This is a genomic window from Paraburkholderia sp. RAU2J (assembly GCF_003634845.1).
Classification (GTDB): domain Bacteria; phylum Pseudomonadota; class Gammaproteobacteria; order Burkholderiales; family Burkholderiaceae; genus Paraburkholderia; species Paraburkholderia fynbosensis.
The window spans coordinates 734,775-755,600 of sequence record NZ_RBXG01000001.1 but is presented as its reverse complement, the minus strand read 5'-3'; the positions used below and the strand labels follow the sequence as shown (position 1 = coordinate 755,600).

Sequence of the window (20,826 nt, the reverse complement as noted above, 5' to 3'; positions counted from 1 at the left end):
TGGACGCGCGCCTCGCCGATCGTTCCATATTTGACAATCGGCGCAACGCGAAATGCGAGGGAAAACCGCTATTTTAGCGTTAACAGGTAAGCGGCACCCGACATGTCCGTGTCGTAACCCATTAAATCTTCTATGAAAGTGCGCCGGTTCATAGAACCGGCGGCGCTCGCGCGGCCTTCCCGAAGCTGCTCAAAAAAGCCGCAGCGCGTGACCCAACGGCATGTTTAGCGGCGCTGTCCGAACATCATCTGGCGCGCCAGCGCGGTTTTCACCGGCGGCGCGAACTCGAGCGCGGTGAGCGCGAGGCCGCGCATGATCGCGAGCGGCGCGAAGTCGACGGTGAACAGGCGCGCGAGTGTGTCGGTGGCGCCGATTGTCATGCGCCGGTCGAGCGCGCGGCGTTGTGCGAAGGTCGCCAGCGCAAGCGGAGTCGGGCCTTCCGCCGACAGCGCATCGGCGAGCGCGTGCGCATCGCGCAGGCCGAGATTCAAGCCCTGGCCCGCGACGGGGTGCAATGTCTGCGCCGCATTGCCGATGGCAACGATGTGGCCGTTCACGAGCGTCTCGACCGCATTCAGTCCCAACGGGAACGACGCGCGGCCCTTGATGTGCGTAAAGCGTCCCATGCGCTCGCCGAACGCGGCGCCGAGTTCGCGCAGGAACGCGTCGTCGGAAAGTTGCGCGCGGCGGGCGGCTTCGTCGGGCGCGCAGCACCAGACCATCGCGTAGTCGGCGCCGCGCACGCCGCCCATCGGCAGCAACGCGATCGGACCTTGCGACGTGAAGCGCTCCCACGCTACGTGCGGCTGGGGCGCGGACACGCTGACGGTGCCGACCAGCGCGGTTTGGCCGTAGTCGCGCGCGCCTTTGCGGGCCGTGCTTCCAGTCGCGCTTGCAGCCGCGCCTGTACCGGCTTCAGCTTTGGCGTCGCTGCCGCCGTCCTCGGTCGCGTTCTTGCCATCCTCTCGCTTGCGCGTTTTCTGATCACCGAACAACCCGCCTTCGGCATTCACCAGAATGCGCGTGCGCAGCCGGCGCGTGACGCCCGCGGTTTCTATCGGCAGCGTGACGCCGTCGAGTTCCTGCACCGGTTCGCCGGCGGCCGTGGAGCGGAACCAGTGCACGGGCGTGGCGCGCACCGCGTCGGCGAGACTGTGCACGATCGAGCCGTAGCGCAGCACGTAACCGAGCGCGGGCAAGCCGTGCTCGCCGTGATCGATCAGCGTGCGGCCGAAGTGGCCGCGCTGTGACACATGGATGCGCTGGATCGCGGTGGCCTCGGCGGGCCAGCGCAGCGGCTCGAGAATCATGCGGCTGCCGTGCGACACGGCGATCGCGCGCGGATCGGCGATCGAGTCTTCCGGCTCGCGTGCGTCGATCAGCGCGATCTTCAGCGCGCGCGTCACGCTGCGGCGCGCGAGCCAGCCGGCGAGCGCGAGCCCGACCGGGCCGGCGCCGACGATCGTCACGTCGAAATCGAAGGAATGCGCGGCCGGCTTCAGAATCACCGTCGACGGAGAGGCGTCGTGCATGGCGGGTTACGTCCTTGTTCCGTGAGCCGCGCTATAGGCCGCGTGGGCTTCCTGCATCAGCGCCTCGATTTCGTCGGCGGCGACCGGCACGTCGCGCGTGATCAGCTCGCAGCCGTCCGGGGTGACGATCGCGTCGTCCTCGATGCGGATGCCGATGTTCCAGTAACGCTCGGGCACCCCTTCGGCGGGCCGGATGTACAGGCCGGGCTCGATGGTCAGCGTCATGGACGGCCGCAGCGTGCGCCATGGCAACGCGCCTGCTTCGTCGCGCGGCGCGCCGCGTTCCCGATAGTCGCCGACGTCGTGCACGTCCATGCCGAGCCAGTGGCCGGTGCGGTGCATGTAGAACGGCGCGTAGGCGCGCTCGGCGATCACGTCGTCCACCGACGCGAACTTCGCGGGCCCGATGATGCCCGTGTCGAGCAGCCCTTGCGCCAGCACACGCACGGCTGCCTGGTGCGGATCGTCGAAGCTCGCGCCGGCGCGGGTCGCGTCGACGGCGGCCTGCTGCGCGGCCAGCACGATGTCGTACAGCTCGCGCTGCGCGGGCGTGAAGCGGCCGCTCGCCGGGAAGGTGCGGGTGATGTCCGACGCGTAGCCGTCGAGTTCGCAGGCGGCGTCGATCAGGATCAGGTCGCCGTCCTGCGCGATCGCGTTGCCGGCCGGGTAGTGCAGCACGCAGGCGTTTGCGCCCGCCGCGACGATCGACGTATAAGCCGGCGCCTGCGCACCGAATTTGCGGAACGTGTAGAGCAGTTCCGCTTCGAGTTCGTACTCGCGCACGCCGGGGTGGCACGCAGCCATCGCGCGCCGATGCGCGACGGCGGAAATCTGCCCGGCCCGACGCATGATGGCAAGTTCGTGATCGTCCTTGACGAGCCGCATCTCGTCGAGCAGGGGCAGCAGGTCGCGTGCGGCCTTAGGCGCGGCGATGCCGCCGCGGCCTTGAGCGCGCACCGCGTCGAGCCAGCCGCGCACCTGTTCGTCGAGTTGCGCCGAGCTGCCGAGCGCATAGTGCAGCGCTGGTTTGTCGGCGAGCAGTCGCGGCACTTGCGTGCCGATTTCGCTTACCGCGAACGCGGCGTCGAAGCCGAACGCCGCGCGCGCGCCGTCGGGACCGAAACGGAAGCCTTCCCACGTTTCGCGCTCGACGTTCTTCTCGCGGCAGAACAGCACCGATGCCGGCTCGCCGGGTGCGGCGCTGGCGTCGAGCACCAGCAGCGCCTCGGGTTCGGTGAAGCCGGTCAGATAGTAGAAGTAGCTGTCGTGCCGGTACGGATAGTCGGCGTCGCGGTTGCGCAGCGCTTCCGGTGCGGTGGGAACGATGGCGACGCCGCCGCCCGCGGCGCGCAGCGCGGCGAGTACGCGCTCGCGGCGCGTGCGATAAACGTCGATGGCGATGGTGGGTTCGGTCGGCTGGTTCATCGTGCGATTGTAGCGCCCAACGAGCGGACTTATTTGTGCGCGCACCGGTGGCGGGACGGCCGCCGGCATGTTGCAATCCGTCCACAGCGCCCCCGCGCACCGCTTGCGAAGACAGGGCGTGACACTCGTGAAGGCCCCGGAGCACTTATACTTTCGCCGGATTCAGTTAAAGGCAGATGGTCATGATGAAACTCATCGGTTCGCTCGGCAGCCCCTTCGTGCGTAAAGCGCGGATCGTGCTGGCCGACAAGAAGATCGACTACGAACTGGTGCCCGAGAACGTCTGGGCGCCGGACACCCGGATTCACACGTTCAATCCGATCGGCAAAGTGCCGTGCCTCGTGATGGAAGATGGCGAAGCCGTGTTCGACTCGCGGGTCATCTGCGAATACGTGGATATGCTGTCGCCGGTTGGCAAACTGATTCCGCAGTCGGGACGCGAACGCGTCGAAGTGCGCTGCTGGGAAGCGCTCGCCGACGGCGTGCTGGACGCGGCGGTGCTGATTCGTCTCGAAGGCACGCAGCGCACGCCCGAGCAGCGTGTCGAGGCATGGGTCGCGCGGCAGCAGCGCAAGATCGACGAAGGTCTGATCGCGATGTCGCAGGGGCTGGGCAGCAAGTCGTGGTGCGCGGGCAATCACTACACGCTCGCGGACATCGCGGTGGGCTGCGCGCTGGGTTATCTGGACTTCCGCATGCCGGGGCTCAACTGGCGCGAAGCGCATCCGAATCTGGACAAGCATTTCCAGAAGCTTTCGCTGCGGCAGTCTTTCATCGACACGGTGCCGGCGGATTGAGCGGAGCGCTCAGTCGCGGCAAGATTGCGTTCAGGCGAGCTGAAAGAGGGTGTTCAAGCTCCCGAAAGCCCGAACGAAAGCGTGCATGCGAGTTGAAAAGTTGAAAATGCGCCTGCCTGTCAGGCGCATTTTTTTGCGCCGGTGATTCGCAGCGGCGTGCGCCGCGCGGTCCGGTGCCGGAACCGCGCACATGAACCGCGCGCGAGAGCGGCGGCGCATATGATTTTGCGCAGGTGATTCGCCGCGGCGCTCAATGCCGCAAGCCGCACGCACGACCGCTCTGCCCAAGCGGCGGCGCGCACGAATGCGGCCTGTCGCGACGCCCGGCCGCTTACTGCCTGCCGTTGCGGCGCCGTGTAATCCCCGGTCCGAACGCGAAACCGAACGCCAGCATCAGCAGCGACACCGCCAGCACCGTGTTGTTGCCGCTCGTCACATAGGGCGTGTTGCCCGCCGTGCCTTGCACTTTCAGGTCGAGCGAGCCGACCGTGTACGGCGTCAATCGGCCGAGCACCCGGCCGTTCGCGTCGATTGCGGCAGTCATGCCGGTGTTGGTCGCGCGCAGCATCGGCCGGCCGGTTTCCAGCGTACGCATGCGCGCAATCTGCAGATGCTGATCCAGCGCGATCGTGTCGCCGAACCACGCGAGGTTGGTCGAGTTGACCAGCACGCCGGCGGGCGTCGTGCTCTCGCGGATGGTCCGCGCAATCTCTTCGCCGAAGATGTCCTCGTAGCAGATGTTCACCGCGACCGGCTGGTTGTGCACCATGAACGGCTTCTGCACCGGCGCGCCACGGAAGAAATCGCCGAGCGGAATGTTCATCAGATTGACGAACCAGCGGAAGCCCCACGGTACGAATTCGCCGAACGGCACGAGGTGATGCTTGTCGTAGCGGTACAGGTCGCGCGAGCCGGGCGTGACGCCGAACAGGCTATTCGTATAGTCGACCACCCGACCCTCCGGGGTGATCGTGCCGCCGATCGCGCCGAACAGGATCGCGCTGCCGGTCGAGTCGGAGAACTCGCGGATCGATGCCGCGAACGGCGCCGGCAATTGCTGCGCGAGCACGGGAATCGCAGTTTCCGGCGTGACGATCAGATCGGCCGGCTTCGACGTGATCATCTGCTGATACTGGTCGATCGCCGCGCGCATGCCGGCTTCCTCGAACTTCATCTCCTGCTTGACGTCGCCTTGCAGCAGGCGCACGGTCAGTGGCGCGTTGGCCGGCACGGTCCATTGGACGAGCGGCAGCAGCAGGCCGGCCGCAATCAGCGCCAGCGCGACGCCGCCCGGCACCGCGCTGCGCGCCATGTTTCGTGGCGCTGCCCGACTGCCGTGCGCGACGTCATTGCGGCTGATGGCCGCCGCCGCGCCGCGCGGCTCGCGTGAAGACCCCGAAGACCGTTGCGGCAACAGCGGCAGTAACGCCTGCGCGATCAATGCGGCAGCCAGCGCCAGCATCCAGCCGACGCCATAGACGCCCACCACCGGCGCAAATCCCGCGAACGGGCCGTCCACTTGCGCGTAACCGCTCGCGAGCCACGGAAAGCCGGTGAACACCGTGCCGCGCAACCATTCGCCGATTGCCCAGGCACTCGCGAAGGCCAACGCGCCATGCCAGGTGGGGGAGAATGGTGCGTCGTCGGCCGCCGCGCCGTTGCGCGCATGACCCGCGCAGAACGACCAGATGCCCGCGGCCAGCGCCGGATAGAGCGCGAGATAGAGGGAAAACAGCACGACCGCCGCGCCTGCGAGGGGCGCGGCCATGCCGCCGTAGTCATGCATGCTGACGTAGAGCCACCACACGCCGGTCATGAAATTGCCGAAGCCGAACGCGCCGCCCGTCAGCGCGGCGCTTTTCCAGCCGGTGGCGCGGGTGAGCCAGCCGAAGAAGAACACGAAGATCGCGAGTTGCAGCCAGCCGCCGTGCGGCGTCGGCGCGAACGACAGCGTGTTGGCCGCGCCCACGGCCAGCGCGACCAGGTAATGCCAGCGCGGCAGCGTGCGGCCACGCGATTCGTCGGCGGCGGCAGCAGGGGAAGTGCTCACGCCGCGGCGCGAACGGGAAGTCATCGGGTCGGCCATTGTTGCGCGGTCGGCGTGAGAAGTTGAAAAAGCAGGTTGGAAACTGAAGACGTGCGGGCAGCGAGGCTCAGGTCTGCACGTGCTGCGCGTCGCGCTCGCGTTGGCCGGCCAGCGGATCGCGGCGCACCAGCAGCATGTGAATCTGGCGGGCGTCGCCGCGCAGAATCTCGAAGATCAGATCGTCGAGGCGGACCTTTTCGCCGCGATGCGGCACCCGCCCGAAGTGATGCGTGACGAGCCCGCCGATGGTATCGACTTCGTCGTCCGAGTAGTGCGTGCCGAAGGCCTCGTTGAACTGCTCGATCTCGGTCAGCGCGCGTACGCGGAAGCGCCCGTCCGGCGAGGCGATGATGTTGCCGCTTTCCTCGTCGAAATCGTATTCGTCCTCGATGTCGCCGACGATCTGCTCCAGCACGTCTTCGATCGTGATCAGGCCGGCCACGCCGCCGTATTCGTCGACCACCACCGCGAGGTGATTGCGATTCACGCGGAAGTCGTGCAGCAGCACGTTCAGCCGCTTCGACTCGGGGATGAACACCGCGGGGCGCAGCATGCCGCGCACGTCGAATTCTTCTTCGGCGTAGTAGCGCAGCAGGTCTTTGGCCAGCAGCACGCCGATGATGTTGTCGCGATTGCCCTCGAAGACCGGATAGCGCGAGTGCGCTTTCTCCAGCACGTACGGGATGAATTCGGCGGGATTGTCCGCGATGTTGATCGCGTCCATTTGGGCGCGCGGCACCATGATGTCGCGCGCGCTGAGTTCGGTCACCTGGAACACGCCTTCGATCATCGACAGCGAGTCGGCGTCGATGAGGTTGCGCTCGTGCGCGTCCTGCAGAATTTCCAGAAGCTCGGCGCGCGAGTCGGGCTCGGGCGAGATGAAGTCGGTCAGACGCTCGAGGAGCGAGCGCTTTTCCTGCGGTTTGTCGGTTTGGCGTCGACTGGGATACGTGTCGTTCATGGTAGTGCGCCCGGCAAGACTGGGCGCGCTGTTGCAGAGCATTAAGGATACACCAGGCACATGGCAGGACCGTGTCCCGCCGGGCTGGGCGATGGGTGAAGCGGCTCCGTCGCGAGCGGCGGGGCGTGGGTCCATCCTAACTGATTACGCGCGGAAAAGCGGTGTTGGGCAAAAAAGTGGCGGTTGTGGCGGGAGGAGCGGGCGGATGCGGGGGCCGCGCTTTCTTTGCGGTTTGAGGGCAAACAGGCGCGTGGCCAAGGCCAGAGGTTCGGAGTTGCGGGGCGAGACGCTGGAGGCTGCGCTCTTGCGGGCTGCAGCGGTTTTGCGCGTCTGGCGCGCAGGCACGAGTGGACGGCGGGACTGCCGGCTAACAGCGCATCGGACGCAAAAAATTCAGCGAACGTATCGCGCTCGCCAGCCTCAACTCCCCCCTTGCGCCGATTCTTATCCGGACACCTGCCCGGATTGCCGAGCGGCGTCGCGTTCGCGGCCTTCCTCCTGGCAACGTTCCAGCAGCGCTTCGAGCGCGCGGTCGGGCATGCCGCTTTCGCGCAGCGCATGGACCGTGCGGCTGACGTAATCGAGTGTGGTGCCATAGCGGCCGCACGCACAGCCGAACACGGTCTTGACGACCTCGTCGCGCAGCTTGCCGGTGTAGCTTGGCACGTCGCGGCGCATCACGAACGCCAGCGCGTCGACGCGCCGGCCGTCGGCGAGCACGCACGGCAGCCAGGCGGGGCGATACGACCCCATCGCCATTTCACGGCGCCACAATGCTTCGAGATGCGGTGCCGAACCCTCGGCGGCGAGCCGGAACGCGATGCCGGTGCAGGAGCCGCCGCGATCGAGCGCGAGCACGAGGCCCGGCTGTTCGGGGGTGCCGCGATTCACGCGCGACCATAGATACAGCCCGCGGTGATAGCCGTGCACCTTCGAGCGGCTCGCCTCGACGGTGGGCAGGCCGGGATTCCAGATCAGCGAGCCATAGCCGAATAGCCACAGGTCGCTCTTGCGGTCCCAGTCGCGCAGCGTGCATTCGAGCGACGCGCGCAATTCCTCGTCGCTCAGAAGCCGCGACTCGCCGAGCGCTGGCGGATAGTCCGGGCAGGGCGTGCGGGTGTCGGCTTCAGGGGACGAGGTGCTCACGGTGTGGGTTCGAACGTGGATGGACGTTGGGGAGAGGCGGGCGGCGCGGCGATGAACGACGCCTACTGATACGGATCGGGAAACCCGAGCTTACCGAGGATTTCGGTTTCGAGCGCTTCCATCTCTTCGGCTTCTTCTTCGACTTCGTGGTCGTAACCCTGCGCGTGCAGCGTGCCGTGCACGAGCAGGTGCGCGTAGTGGGCGATCAGCGGCTTGCCCTGCTCGGCGGCTTCCTTCTCCACCACCGGGCAGCACAGGATCAGATCGCCCGTCACCGGATCGTCTTCCGATTCGGCGTACGCGAAGGTCAGCACGTTGGTCGAGTAGTCCTTGCCGCGATAGGTGCGGTTCAGCGTGCGGCCTTCTTCGGCATCGACGAAACGCACCGTCAGCTCGCCGTCCGCGAACAGCGCCGCCTTGATCCAGCCGGCCACGGCGGCGCGCGGCAGCAGCGCCTTGTGTTCCGGCCAGGCTTTGGCGGCGGGGAATTGCAGATTCAACGTCAGTTTCGGGGCGCGGCTCATGCGGTGTCGGTGTCGTGCGTGGTTGGCGTGTTTTGCACTCGTGACGGCGGCAGCTCCAGTGCGCGCGGATTCGCGTCAATCACCGCGAATCCGCCGGACTGGCGGTTTTCTGCGAATGCGCATCGTACGCTTCCACAATTCGCGCGACCAGCGGATGCCGCACCACGTCCGCGCTCGTGAAGCGCGTGAGCGCGATGCCGCGCACGTCCGCGAGCACCTGCTGCGCTTCGATCAGCCCGCTCTTGTGGCCGCGCGGCAAGTCGACCTGGGTCGTGTCGCCGGTGACGACCGCCTTCGAGCCGAAGCCGATCCGCGTGAGGAACATCTTCATCTGCTCGGGCGTGGTGTTCTGCGCCTCGTCGAGGATGATGAACGCGTGGTTCAGCGTGCGCCCGCGCATGTACGCGAGCGGCGCGATTTCGATCATCTGCCGCTCGAACATCTTCGCGGTCTTGTCGAAGCCGAGCAGGTCGTACAGCGCGTCGTACAAGGGGCGCAGATACGGATCGACCTTCTGCGCCAGATCGCCCGGCAGAAAGCCGAGGCGCTCGCCCGCTTCGACCGCGGGCCGTGTCAGCACGATGCGTTTGACCTGGTCGCGCTCGAGCGCATCGACCGCGCAGGCCACCGCGAGATAGGTCTTGCCGGTGCCGGCCGGGCCCACGCCGAAGGTCACGTCGTGCGAGATGATCTGCTTCAGATACTCGCGCTGCGCCGGCGTACGGCCGCGCAGATCCGCCCGCCGCGTGTATAGCTTCGGGCCGAGTTCTTCGAGGTCGTCGTCGGCTGCGTCGGCGGGCTCGTCGAACGGATGGTCCGGATTGCCGGGGAAACGCGGATCGCCGGCTGCGTCGCCATTGCCGTTCGGGCGATGGCGCGCCGGATGACGCACTTCGACGAGCGCAAGCTGGATGTCGTCGACCGACAGCGGCTCGCGCGCGTTGTTATAGAAATTTTCGAGCGCGGTGAGCGCGAGTTTCGAGCCGCGCCCGCGGATCGTGATGCGGTGGCCACGGCGCTGCAAGGTCACGTCGAGCGCCTGCTCGATCTGCCGCAGATTTTCGTCGAGCGGTCCGCAGAGGTTGGCGAGCCGCGCGTTGTCATCGCGCGGAGCGGTGAATTCCAGATGCTGCTGAGCGGTCTTCAAGGCGGTGGGTCGATCCTGTCGGTTTCAGTACAGCTTAGTGAGTGGTGGTGGCGTCGTCGTGGACCAGCACGAGTTCGCCACGCAGCGAATGTGGGTACGCGTGAACGATTTTCACGTCGACCATCTGGCCGATCAGCCGCGCGTGCGAGGCGACCGGCGCCGGGAAATTCACCACGCGGTTGTTCTCGGTGCGTCCCGCGAGTTCGTTAGGGTCCTTGCGCGCAGGGCGCTCAACCAGAATGCGCTCGATCTTGCCGACCATCGACTCGCTGATACGTTGCACGTTCTCTTCGATGGTCGCCTGCAGGTGTTGCAGACGCTTGAGCTTCACTTCGCGCGGCGTGTCGTCGTGCAGATTCGCGGCCGGCGTGCCGGGACGCGGGCTGTAGATGAACGAGAAGCTGGTGTCGTACTTCATCTCGTGCACCAAAGCCATCATCTTGTCGAAGTCTTCTTCGGTCTCGCCGGGGAAGCCGACGATCATGTCCGTGGACAGCGACAGGTCCGGGCGGATCGCGCGCAGCTTGCGGATCACGGACTTGTATTCGAGCACCGTGTAGCCGCGCTTCATCGCCATCAGGATGCGGTCGGAGCCGTGCTGCACCGGCAGATGCAGGTGGCTGACGAGCTTCGGCACCTTCGCGTAGGTGTCGATCAGACGCTGCGTGAATTCCTTCGGATGCGACGTGGTGTAGCGAATCCGTTCGATGCCCGGAATGTCGGCGACGTATTCGATCAGCGTCGCGAAGTCGGCGATCTCCGATGAGCCTAGCGTCAGGCCGCCACGATATGCGTTGACGTTCTGGCCGAGCAGCGTGACTTCGCGCACGCCCTGGTCGGCGAGACCGGCGATTTCGGTGAGCACGTCGTCCAGAGGACGCGACACTTCCTCGCCGCGCGTGTACGGCACGACGCAATAGCTGCAGTACTTGCTGCAGCCTTCCATGATCGACACGAACGCGCTCGGGCCGTCGACGCGCGCCGGCGGCAGGTGATCGAACTTTTCGATTTCGGGGAACGTGATGTCGACTTGCGCACGGCCGCTTTCGCGGCGCTTGTCGATCATTTGCGGCAGACGGTGCAGCGTTTGCGGACCGAACACCAGATCGACGTACGGTGCGCGCGCGACGATCGACGCGCCTTCCTGGCTCGCCACGCAGCCGCCCACGCCGATGATCAGATTGGGATTTGCTTCCTTCAGCTCGCGCACGCGGCCGAGGTCGGAGAAAACTTTCTCCTGCGCTTTTTCGCGCACCGAGCAGGTGTTGAACAGGATCACGTCGGCGTCTTCCGGCGTGTCGGTCTTGACGAGCCCTTCAGCCGCGCCGAGTACGTCGACCATCTTGTCGGAGTCGTACTCGTTCATCTGGCAGCCAAAGGTCTTTACATAAACTTTCTTGGTCATCGAATTTTCGCCGGTCGCAGTGGTTGATCTGGGGGCGTCGTTTAAGAGGTGATGGGGCCGAACGTGCGGGCGGCGGGTGTGACAGGCCGCCGGGCGGCGCTTAGGGCGCTTTAGGGCTGCTTGAAGCCTGCTTGAAGCCTGCGCGAGGCCTGCTGTTCAAGGCCGACTCGCGGCCCGATGCGTTGCGCCTGCGCGATCCGCATGCACGTCTGCGGCGTAACGCAACATTATAGCCCTTCACGGCGTGCGGGTTTCGCTGCCCGCACCGCTGCCCGACCGCTCCGGCGGCAAGCCCAGCAGGCTTTCCAGTTCGCCCGACACCTGCGCGAAGCGCTCGCTCAGAAAATCCAGCAGCACCCGCACGCGCGGCGCCATGAAGCGGTTGCGGTGATAGAGCGCGTGCAACGGGGCATCCGGGTAACGCCACTGCGGCAGCAGGATTTTCAGGCCGTCGGCGCGCAGGTCCGCTTCGACGTCCCACATCGACTTGATCACGATGCCGTAGCCGCGCAGCGCCCATTCGCGGGCCACCGCGCCGTCGTTGGTCTCGCGGGCCGACTCGGACGGCACGGTGTAGTTCTGCTCCTCGTCGCCGCGCGTGAAGCGCCACTCGTTCGCGAGCCCCGAGGCGGTGCTCAGCACGATGCAATCGAAGTTGGCGAGGTCGTGCGGGTCTTTCGGCTCGCCCTTGCGCGCGATGTAATCCGGCGACGCGCACAGCACGCGCCGGTTCGGCGCGAGCTTGCGGGCGACCAGCGAGCTGTCTTGCGGCACGCCGAAGCGGATCGCCAGGTCGATGTCCTCCGCCACCAGATTCGCCAGCGAGTCCGACAGCGTCAGCGCGAACGTCACGTCCGGATAGAGCGCGTTGAACTCGTCGAGCCAGTGCATCAGCAGATTGCGGCCGAAGTCCGAAGTCGCCGACACCCGCACCTTGCCGCGCACCACGCCCTGACCGGCTTGCAGCGCGGCTTCGGCGTCGTCGAGCGATTGCAGCGCCTGACGGCAGCAGTTCAGGTAGAGGCGGCCTTCGTCGGTGAGCCGCAACTGACGCGTGGTCCGCTCGAAGAGGCGCGCCTTCAGCCCGGTTTCGAGCTTGGCGAGCCGCGCGCTCGCGGCGGCCGGGGTGAGCCCCATCTTGCGGCCCGCGGCCGAGAGGCTGCCTTGCTGCGCCGCTTCGACGAACAGGCGAATGTCACCGAGGTTATCCATCGTTGGGTCTTTCAAAAAACATTTGAAAATGCTTCAAATACTACGCCAATTATCAAATTGCCGTCGTCCCGTGACAATGCACCCTCGACAACCCTTAATTCCGCGCGCATAGCAGCCCGCGCCACCCCGTCCATGCAACTCGATCACGCAACGATCGTCACCGCCGATCTCGATACCGCCCGGCATTTCTTCGTCGAGATCGCTGGACTGACCGAAGGCGCGCGGCCGCCATTTGCGGTGGCGGGCTACTGGCTGTATGCGAACGGCCGGCCGGTGCTGCATCTGCTCGACGCAACCGCGACAGCGCCTCGCGCGGCCGGCCGGTCAGCGCCACGCGTCGACCATCTCGCTTTCCGGCTGGACAGCGCCGCCGAATGGCAGGCCTTGCTCGCGCGCCTGCACGCGGCCGGCGTCGACCACCACACCGCGCAAGTCCCGCAGATGGGCGCGCAAGCCGCCGAACAGCAACTGTTCGTCGCGCTGGTGCCCGGCGTCGTCATCGAATTCGTGACGGCCTTGCCGCATGGCCAACTTCACGCACAACGTTAAAACTGGAGTAGAAAAAATGCCTATCCCATTACTGGCGCTGGCGATCAGCGCATTCGCGATCGGCACGACCGAGTTCGTCATCATGGGCCTGCTGCCCGAGGTCGCGCACGATCTGGCGGTGTCGATTCCGTCGGCGGGTTTGCTGGTGAGCGGCTATGCGCTCGGCGTCGCGGTCGGCGCGCCGCTGCTCGCGGTGGTCACCAGCAAGATGCCGCGCAAGCTCGCGCTGCAATTGCTGATGGGTGTGTTCATCGTCGGCAATACGCTGTGCGCGGTGGCGTCGAGCTATTCGGTGCTGATGATCGCGCGCGTGGTCACTTCGTTCGCGCACGGTTCGTTCTTCGGCATCGGCGCGGTGGTGGCGGCGTCCCTCGTGCCGGCCGAGAAGCGAGCGAGCGCGATTGCGCTGATGTTCACGGGCTTGACGCTCGCGAACGTGCTCGGCGTGCCGTTCGGCACGTTCGTCGGGCAGCAGTTCGGATGGCGCATGGCGTTCTGGATCGTCAGCGCGTTCGGCGTGGTGTCGCTGCTGGGCGTCACGGCGCTGGTGCCGAATCGTCACGATGCGGGCCCGGTCGGGCTCGGTCACGAAGTGCGCGTGCTGAAAGACCCGCAAGTGTGGACCGCGCTCGCGATGACGGTGCTCGGCTTTGGCGGCGTGTTCGTCGTGTTCACCTATATCGCGCCGATTCTCGAACAGGTGAGCGGCTTCTCGCCGCGCGGCGTGACGCTGATCCTGGTGCTGTTCGGCGTGGGGCTGACGATCGGCAACATGGTCGGCGGCAAACTCGCGGATCGCGCGCTGATGCCTTCGCTGATGGGCATTCTCGCCGCGCTCGCGGTGGTGATGGCGCTGTTCGCGCGCACCAGTCATTCGCAGGTAGCCGCAGCGCTGACGATTTTTGTATGGGGCATTGCCGCGTTTGCCACGGTGCCGCCGCTGCAGATGCGCGTGGTCGAGAAAGCGGCGGCGCCGAATCTGGCGTCGACGCTGAACATCGGCGCGTTCAATGTCGGCAATGCGGGCGGCGCGTGGCTCGGCGGGCTGGTGATCGATCACGGCCATTCGCTCGATACGCTGCCGTGGGTTGCGGCGGCAGTCAGCGTAGTGGCGTTGCTGCTGACGTGGTTCGCGGCGCGTATGGATGCAGCGCCCGCGAGCGTGGCGCGGCGTGTAGGCGTGCACGAGCGCGTGTGATTGGCCAAGCGGGCCGGTGAGCGCGGCTCGGGCGGCATGCTCGCGACGGCGGGCGGCGTCGTCTTCGACGGCGAAGGCAATGCCTTGGGCTGAGGAGGAAGTGTGGCGGTGGCTGCTGACGTGGTTCGCGGCGCGCACGAATCCAACGATCTCGATCCTGGTCGAGCGTGGTCGTGTGCATGAACGGTAGCGGACCGATGCGCGGCTCGGACGAAGGCACAAAACAGAAGCCGCGAACGCCCGCGTGACAGTTCGCCATGCGCGTGAATCGCCACGCGAACGCTCCGCAAAATGTCCGCACGTCCGCACAACGCCGTGCAACCGCCCGAACCAGCGGCCAACGCCGCCCATATGAAAAATGCGCACAAGCTTTGCGGGAATCGTCCTCCGCAATGCTGATAACACTGTGAAGATAACTTCGTTGGGCGCGGCGGGGCGCGATGCTATCTTGCTTCCACTAACCGCTTGCGCGCCGTCAGGTGGCGCTTTGGAGGCAATCATGCATTCCCCGCTCGCGCTGGTTCGCGACCCCTCGGCCGACCTCGATGCGTTGGCGCGTGCCGCCGAACCCTTCGATGCACTGGAACATCTGGTCGGCGTCAACCTCGCCCGCTTGCGCGCCGAACGGCAACTGTCGCTCGATGCGCTGGCCCGCGCGTCCGGCGTGTCGCGTGCGATGCTCGCGCAGATCGAATCGGCGCGCAGCGTGCCGTCCATCAAGGTGCTGTGCAAGGTGGCGGCGGCGTTGAAGGTGTCGGTGGCGGCGTTCTTGCGGCGTCACGCGACCAACGGCTTGGAGCATCTGCCCGCGGAGCGCTCGACGCGCGTCGTCAGTGCGAACGGGCGCTATTCGGCCCGGCCGCTTTATCCCGATGCCGAACCGGCTGCCGCCGAGTTCCACGAGTTGCGTATCGCACCGTTGCACACCGAAGCCGGCACCCGCCGTGCGCCGGGCACGACGGTCAACCTGGTGGTCAGCGAAGGCACGCTGGAAGTCAGCGTGCACGACCAGCGCCAGTTGCTCGCGACCGGCGACGCGATCGTGTTCGACGCCGACCAGCCGCATAGTCTGCGCAATCCGGGCGACACCGAAGCGCGCGCGTTTCGCGTGACGCTGAACGCAGAGACGCCGCCGCGCTGGGACGTCCCGGCGCAGCACGAAGCGCGCGAGGGGCGGCATGAAGCGCGCCATGAAGCCCGCCATGAAGCGCGGCACGAAGCACGCCACGTCACGCCGCACGAGACCGCGCCGGTCTGATTGCATTTCCCCGATGCAGGCGCCTCGCGTTCGAGCCTCCATCGGACCAGTAGGGTTGCGCTGCAGGTCTCGCGCGACTGTTGTATGCTTCGCCAGCCGGTCGATCCGGCAATCAGTGCGTCTTCAGGGCGGGGCGAAATTCCCCACCGGCGGTAGGCCGGCAGCGCGAGAGCGTGAGCCGGTGAGCCCGCGAGCGCCCGCGTCGTGCGTCTTCGGAGTATCGGAGCGCCCAGCGGGGTCAGCAGATCTGGTGAGAAGCCAGAGCCGACGGTCAGAGTCCGGATGGAAGAAGATGTGCAGATAGTCATGTGCGTGTCCGTGGCGCCGCCCGTGGTTGGGGCGGGCGTGAGCGTCGCTTAGCGCGGCGCCCGACGGCGCGTCGTTGTCTGTTTGCAATGCCCTGAAACGTTTTTCGCCCAACTTTTGCGATGAGCGTTTCAACTATGTCCTTTGCTACCTTTCCTGCTCCGTCGACATTTGCGCCCGACGCATCTGCCGATCTCCCGCTGCTCGACACCGAAGTTCCGCCGCGTATCGCCGCCGCATTGCAAGCGATGCGCGATGGCCGCGCCGTCGTTCTGCAAGACGACCACGACCGCGAGAACGAAGCCGATCTGATCGTGTCGGCCGAGCGTCTTTCCGTCGAAACCATGGCCTTGCTGATCCGCGAATGCAGCGGCATCGTTTGCCTGTGCCTGCCCGACGACAAGATCCGCGCGCTCGAACTGCCGCCGATGGCCGTCAACAACGAAAGCCGTCACGGCACCGCGTTCACGGTGTCGATCGAAGCACGCGAGGGCGTGACCACCGGCGTGTCCGCGCTCGATCGCGTGACGACGATTCGCGCGGCGATTGCCGATCACGCGAAGCCCGCCGACATCGTGCGTCCGGGCCACGTGTTCCCGTTGCGGGCGATGCCCGGCGGCGTGCTGGCGCGCCGCGGCCACACCGAAGGCACGGTGGACCTCGCGATTCTCGCGGGTCTGAAGCCGGCCGGCGTGCTGTGCGAACTGATGAACGCGGACGGCACGATGACGCGCGGCGCGGACGTCGAGCGCTTCGCCGCGCAACACAATCTGCCGATGCTGACGATTGCCGAACTCGTCGAGTTTCGTGAGGCGCTGGCGCAGGCGCGCGAATGCGTCGCCGACGAAGCGTGAGATGCGACGCGCGTCGCGTCGTGTTGGGGTGACGTGATGGGTGCTGCAAAAACGAAAGGCCGGTTCTGTCTCGAACCGGCCTTTTTTTGTCGGCGCCGCTTGAGTCGAAGCTGGCGGCGCCTGCACAACGCTACATGACGCGTTCTGTCACGCCAGTGCGCTACGACTGCACGTCGGCGAACTCGCCGCGCACTCCAGCTTCGATCAGCGCGGGCAGTTCATCCATGTGCCGCATGATGCGCGTCATGCCCATCTTGCGCAGCGCGTCCGCATAGCCGTCGGGGATATGGCTCGCGCCGACGAAGGCGATCGTCTTCATGCCCGCCGAGCGCGCCGCGTTCAGACCGGCGATGCTGTCCTCGACGACGACGCAGCGCGACGGCTCCACGCCGAGCGTTTGCGCGGCGAACAGATAGACGTCCGGATAGGGCTTCGGCCGCGCCACCTGTTCGGCGCTGAAAATCCGCTCGCCGAAAATCTGTTGCAGACCCGCGCGCCGCACCGACGCGCTCACACGCGTCATGCGGCTGTTCGACACGACCGCGGCCGGCAGCGTCACGCGTTGCAAAGCCTCGCGCACGCCGTTGATCGGACTCAGCGACGCCGCGAGTTCCAGCTCGACGTTGTGTTCGATGGTGTTGAGAAAATTGGCGGGCAGCGTGATGTCGAAGGACTTCTCGATGCCTTCGAGAAAGCGTGACGTCTGCTGGCCAAACGCGGTTTTGACGACGGGCTCGAAGTCGAGGCCGGGAAAGGCCACGGTGAGCGTTTCGAACATCACGCGGTCGGCGATGACTTCGCTATCGACGAGCACGCCGTCGCAATCACAGATGAGGTGGTCGATCATGCCTGGAAACGGAAAGCGGGGAACGCGGGAGCAGGATGGTTGCAAGCTCGGGCGCGCAGAGTGAAAGCGTCATGATACGTGCTTTCAATCTCCGCGCAGCAGGATGCCGCGGGTGATCGGTGAAGCCGCCGAATGGGCGGCGTCGCGCTGGCGAACGCGGGTTGGCGGTGAAACAACGGGCGGGACACTGGCGTACTCAGGTGCTCAGACCGCTCGGGTGCTGAGGCGAGCGAGGGCACTCAGCTGCCCGCGCCAGTGCACTCAGTGCATATCCGCCCATGCCTTTGCGGCGCGGACCGCGCGCTGCCAGCCGCCGAGGCAGGCCTTAACTTCAGCGTGCGGCAACGCCGGTGTGAAGCGGCGCTCGAGCTTCCACTGCTGCTGCAGTTCGTCGACGTCCTTCCAGTAGCCGACCGCGAGACCGGCGAGATACGCCGCGCCCAAGGCGGTCGTTTCCGCCACCTTCGGGCGCACCGCGTCGACGCCGAGAATGTCCGCCTGGAATTGCATCAGCAGATTGTTCGCGCAGGCGCCGCCGTCCACGCGCAATTCGCCGATGCGAATGCCGGAGTCCGCTTCCATCGCCTGCAGCACGTCGAGCGACTGGTAGGCGATCGAGTCGAGCGCGGCGCGCGCGATATGCGCGGAGCTTGTGCCGCGCGTCACGCCGAACAGCGTGCCGCGCGCATGCGCGTTCCAGTGCGGCGCGCCAAGGCCGGCGAAGGCGGGCACCAGATACACGCCGTCGCAATGCGGCACGCCGCGCGCGAGCGTTTCGATCTCGGCGGCGTTCTTGATGATGCCGAGGCCGTCGCGCAGCCATTGCACCACCGCGCCGCCGATGAAAATGCTGCCTTCGAGCGCGTAGTTGATCTTGTCGCCGATCTGCCACGCGATCGTGGTCACGAGATTGTTCTTCGATTCGATCGGCTTGTCGCCGGTGTTCATCACGAGAAAACAACCGGTGCCGTAGGTGTTCTTCACCATGCCCGACTCCGTGCACATCTGGCCGAACAGCGCGGCATGCTGATCGCCGGCGATGCCCGCGAGCGGAATCTTCGACGCGAACACGGTGGTCTTGGTCGGCCCATACACTTCCGACGACGGCCGCACTTCCGGCAGCATGCTGCGCGGAATGTCGAGCGCGTCGAGCAGTTCGTCGTCCCATTGCAGCGTGTGGATGTTGAACAGCATCGTGCGCGACGCGTTGGTCACGTCGGTGACGTGCAGGCTGCCCTTGGTGAAGTTCCACACGAGCCAGCTGTCGACCGTGCCGAACGCGAGGCGCCCTTGCCGCGCTTTTTCGCGCGCGCCTTCGACGTTGTCGAGAATCCAGCGGATCTTGGTCGCCGAGAAATACGAGTCGATCGGCAGGCCGGTTTTCGCGCGGACCTTGTCTGCGAGCCCGTGCTCCTTGAGCTGATCGCAGAAATCGGCGGTGCGCCGGTCCTGCCAGACGATCGCGTTGTAGACCGGGTGGCCGGTTTCGCGATCCCACACGATGGTGGTTTCGCGTTGATTGGTGATGCCGATCGCGGCGATCGAGGTGCCGTTCATGCCGGCGCGCGTCACGGCTTCGGCGGCGACGCCGGCCTGGGTCGACCAGATTTCCTGCGGGTCGTGCTCGACCCAGCCGGGGTGCGGATAGATTTGCTGGAACTCTTTCTGGGCGATCGACACGACATTGCCGAGCCGGTCGAACAGCATTGCACGCGAGCTGGTCGTGCCCTGGTCAAGCGCGAGGATGTACTGATCCTGCATTGTCTCTTCTCCATGCGTGGGCGATTCCCCGGCCTGTCGACCGGCGCTGGGAGCCGCCTGTTGTTTTAGCCGGGCTGCAATCGTGGATGAGGTTGTGCAGCCCGCGCTGGTCCAGCCGAAAGGGGGAGTTGACCGGAGGCCGAGCCGGTCTTCGCAGACTATGCGCGCAGTCTATGCGCTTTGTCGCGCGGGTTCGCGGGCGAACCAGGCGTCGATGTCGTGCGTGATCGACGCGAGTGTGCCCGGCTCGACGTGCAGCCCGAGTTTCGAACGGCGCCACAGCACGTCCTGGGCGCTGCGCGCCCATTCGGTGTCGCGCAGGTACGTCAGTTCGGCTTCATAGAGACCCGGCGCGAACGCCCGGCCGAGATCGGCCACCGAGCGCGCTTCGCCGATCACCCGTGTGGCGCGCGTGCCATAGGCGCGCGCGAGCCGGTGCGCCAGCTCGGCCGGCAGCCACGCATGCTGCTGCCTGAAGCCAGCAAGGAAGCGGTCGAAGTCCGCGCGCGGAATATCGCCGCCCGGCAACGGCGCACCGACGGTCCACGCGGGCGCGCCATTGTGCAACGCCTGCGCGAGCATGTCGACGGCTTGCTCCGCGAGTTTGCGAAAGGTCGTGATCTTGCCGCCGAACACCGACAGAAGCGGCGCTTCGCCCACGGGCGCGTCCAGTTCGAGCGAGTAATCGCGCGTGACCGCCGACGGGTTGTCCGCGCCTTCGTCTTCGAGCAACGGACGCACGCCCGAATAGGTCCAGCGCACGTCGGCCGGCGAGATCTTCTGTTTGAAGTAGCGGTTGATCGAGTCGCACAGATACTGCGTTTCGCCGGCGTCGATCGCCACTTGCGACGGGTCGCCGCGATATTCGAGGTCGGTCGTGCCGATCAGCGTGTAATCGCCTTCGTACGGAATCGCGAAGATGATCCGCTTGTCGGGGTTCTGGAAGATGTACGCGTGGTCGTGTTCGAACAGGCGCCGCGTGACGATATGGCTGCCTTTCACGAGGCGGACACTGTGCGATGCCTGGCGGCCGAGCGCGCCCTGCAGCAGTTCGCCGACCCATGGGCCCGCGGCATTCGCGATCGAGGCAGCGCGCACGTCGAGGGTGGTGCCGTCGGCGCGCCGCAGTTGCGCGCGCCATTCACCGCCCGCGCGCACCGCGCTGACGAGCTTCGTGCGCGTCAGAATCGTCGCGCCGTGTTCCTGCGCGTCGAGTGCGTTCAGCACGACCAGACGCGCGTCGTTGACCCAGCCGTCCGAATACACGAAACCGCGTTTGATCGAATCGATCAGCGGCGCGCCGGCCGGATGTTTGCGCATCGAGATGCCGCGCGAACCGGGCAGCAATTCGCGTTTGGCGAGATGGTCGTACAGAAACAGGCCCGCGCGGATCAGCCAGGCCGGGCGCAGATCGGGCATGTGCGGCATCACGAAGCGCAGCGGCCACATGATGTGCGGCGCGGCGCGCAGCAGTGTTTCGCGCTCCTGCAGCGCTTTGCGCACCAGGCCGAACTCGCGGTATTCGAGGTAGCGCAGGCCGCCGTGGATCAGCTTGGTGCTGGCCGACGACGTATGCGCGGCCAGATCGTCCTGTTCGCAGAGCAGCACCGACAGGCCGCGACCGGCCGCATCGCGTGCGATGCCTGCGCCGTTGATCCCGCCGCCAACGACGAGCAAATCGTATCTCGAGCCTTGCGTCACCTGCTGTGTCCCCTGCGTTGCGCTTGAAAGTCGTGTGGAAGGCCTGCCGAACAGGCTGTGTTCGTTTTCGAACTTTAATGAACATATTCGAAAAAGTAAAGTTCGCTTTATCTGAAC

The 20,826-nt window shown here is 66.2% G+C and carries 16 protein-coding genes, 1 pseudogene and 1 riboswitch; of the genes and pseudogenes, 5 read left to right on the top strand and 12 right to left on the bottom strand.

Annotated elements, in window-relative coordinates:
* Nucleotides 1-224: 224 nt before the first annotated feature.
* Nucleotides 225-1,532 carry a UbiH/UbiF/VisC/COQ6 family ubiquinone biosynthesis hydroxylase gene (locus B0G69_RS03450; RefSeq protein WP_121315666.1) on the bottom strand — a complete coding sequence of 436 codons (1,308 nt, stop codon included), beginning with the start codon at nucleotides 1,530-1,532 and terminating at the stop codon, nucleotides 225-227.
* 6 nt (nucleotides 1,533-1,538) lie between these two features.
* Nucleotides 1,539-2,957, bottom strand: a complete 1,419-nt coding sequence (locus B0G69_RS03445) for an aminopeptidase P N-terminal domain-containing protein (protein WP_121319075.1) — start codon at nucleotides 2,955-2,957, stop codon at nucleotides 1,539-1,541.
* 182 nt (nucleotides 2,958-3,139) lie between these two features.
* On the opposite strand from B0G69_RS03445, the gene B0G69_RS03440 reads away from it, so the two are divergent.
* A complete protein-coding gene (locus B0G69_RS03440) occupies nucleotides 3,140-3,754 on the top strand; it encodes a glutathione S-transferase C-terminal domain-containing protein (RefSeq protein ID WP_175158144.1) in 615 nt (204 codons plus the stop codon).
* 331 nt (nucleotides 3,755-4,085) lie between these two features.
* On the opposite strand, the gene lnt is transcribed toward B0G69_RS03440, so the two are convergent.
* The 7 genes from lnt to B0G69_RS03405 all read right to left on the bottom strand — a co-directional run bounded on the left by lnt (nucleotide 4,086) and on the right by B0G69_RS03405 (nucleotide 12,235).
* Nucleotides 4,086-5,840, bottom strand: a complete 1,755-nt coding sequence (lnt, locus tag B0G69_RS03435) for an apolipoprotein N-acyltransferase (RefSeq protein WP_121315664.1) — start codon at nucleotides 5,838-5,840, stop codon at nucleotides 4,086-4,088.
* A 67-nt stretch (nucleotides 5,841-5,907) separates the two neighbouring features.
* Nucleotides 5,908-6,801: a transporter associated domain-containing protein gene (locus tag B0G69_RS03430; RefSeq protein WP_121315663.1), complete on the bottom strand. Its 894-nt coding sequence runs from the start codon at nucleotides 6,799-6,801 to the stop codon at nucleotides 5,908-5,910.
* A 444-nt stretch (nucleotides 6,802-7,245) separates the two neighbouring features.
* Nucleotides 7,246-7,947, bottom strand: a complete 702-nt coding sequence (locus tag B0G69_RS03425; protein ID WP_121315662.1) for a gamma-glutamylcyclotransferase — start codon at nucleotides 7,945-7,947, stop codon at nucleotides 7,246-7,248.
* Nucleotides 7,948-8,009: 62 nt separating this feature from the next.
* A complete protein-coding gene (ybeY, locus tag B0G69_RS03420; RefSeq protein ID WP_121315661.1) occupies nucleotides 8,010-8,471 on the bottom strand; it encodes an rRNA maturation RNase YbeY in 462 nt (153 codons plus the stop codon).
* A gap of 79 nt (nucleotides 8,472-8,550) precedes the next feature.
* Nucleotides 8,551-9,618: a PhoH family protein gene (locus B0G69_RS03415; RefSeq protein WP_121315660.1), complete on the bottom strand. Its 1,068-nt coding sequence runs from the start codon at nucleotides 9,616-9,618 to the stop codon at nucleotides 8,551-8,553.
* 34 nt (nucleotides 9,619-9,652) lie between these two features.
* A complete protein-coding gene (miaB, locus tag B0G69_RS03410; protein WP_121315659.1) occupies nucleotides 9,653-11,023 on the bottom strand; it encodes a tRNA (N6-isopentenyl adenosine(37)-C2)-methylthiotransferase MiaB in 1,371 nt (456 codons plus the stop codon).
* Nucleotides 11,024-11,260: 237 nt separating this feature from the next.
* Nucleotides 11,261-12,235, bottom strand: coding sequence for a LysR family transcriptional regulator (locus tag B0G69_RS03405; RefSeq protein ID WP_121315658.1), 975 nt, complete (start codon nucleotides 12,233-12,235; stop codon nucleotides 11,261-11,263).
* Between the two features lie 132 nt (nucleotides 12,236-12,367).
* On the opposite strand from B0G69_RS03405, the gene B0G69_RS03400 reads away from it, so the two are divergent.
* The 4 genes and pseudogenes from B0G69_RS03400 to ribB all read left to right on the top strand — a co-directional run bounded on the left by B0G69_RS03400 (nucleotide 12,368) and on the right by ribB (nucleotide 16,400).
* Nucleotides 12,368-12,784 carry a VOC family protein gene (locus tag B0G69_RS03400; protein WP_121315657.1) on the top strand — a complete coding sequence of 139 codons (417 nt, stop codon included), beginning with the start codon at nucleotides 12,368-12,370 and terminating at the stop codon, nucleotides 12,782-12,784.
* Between the two features lie 16 nt (nucleotides 12,785-12,800).
* The gene (locus tag B0G69_RS03395) at nucleotides 12,801-13,982 is read left to right on the top strand and encodes an MFS transporter (protein ID WP_121315656.1); all 1,182 of its coding nucleotides are present in this window, start codon (nucleotides 12,801-12,803) and stop codon (nucleotides 13,980-13,982) included.
* A 499-nt stretch (nucleotides 13,983-14,481) separates the two neighbouring features.
* Nucleotides 14,482-15,135: pseudogene (locus B0G69_RS03390) on the top strand (XRE family transcriptional regulator); the annotation flags it as partial.
* Between the two features lie 220 nt (nucleotides 15,136-15,355).
* Nucleotides 15,356-15,538, top strand: a riboswitch (FMN riboswitch).
* A gap of 145 nt (nucleotides 15,539-15,683) precedes the next feature.
* Complete coding sequence (ribB, locus tag B0G69_RS03385) at nucleotides 15,684-16,400, top strand: 3,4-dihydroxy-2-butanone-4-phosphate synthase (protein ID WP_121315655.1); 717 nt, start codon at nucleotides 15,684-15,686, stop codon at nucleotides 16,398-16,400.
* Nucleotides 16,401-16,560: 160 nt separating this feature from the next.
* Here the strand turns inward: ribB and B0G69_RS03380 are convergent, their stop codons facing one another.
* The 3 genes from B0G69_RS03380 to glpD all read right to left on the bottom strand — a co-directional run bounded on the left by B0G69_RS03380 (nucleotide 16,561) and on the right by glpD (nucleotide 20,709).
* The gene (locus tag B0G69_RS03380) at nucleotides 16,561-17,247 is read right to left on the bottom strand and encodes an HAD family hydrolase (RefSeq protein WP_121315654.1); all 687 of its coding nucleotides are present in this window, start codon (nucleotides 17,245-17,247) and stop codon (nucleotides 16,561-16,563) included.
* Between the two features lie 261 nt (nucleotides 17,248-17,508).
* A complete protein-coding gene (gene glpK, locus B0G69_RS03375) occupies nucleotides 17,509-19,008 on the bottom strand; it encodes a glycerol kinase GlpK (protein ID WP_121315653.1) in 1,500 nt (499 codons plus the stop codon).
* Between the two features lie 171 nt (nucleotides 19,009-19,179).
* A complete protein-coding gene (gene glpD / locus B0G69_RS03370) occupies nucleotides 19,180-20,709 on the bottom strand; it encodes a glycerol-3-phosphate dehydrogenase (RefSeq protein WP_121315652.1) in 1,530 nt (509 codons plus the stop codon).
* Between the last annotated feature and the right edge of the window lie 117 nt (nucleotides 20,710-20,826).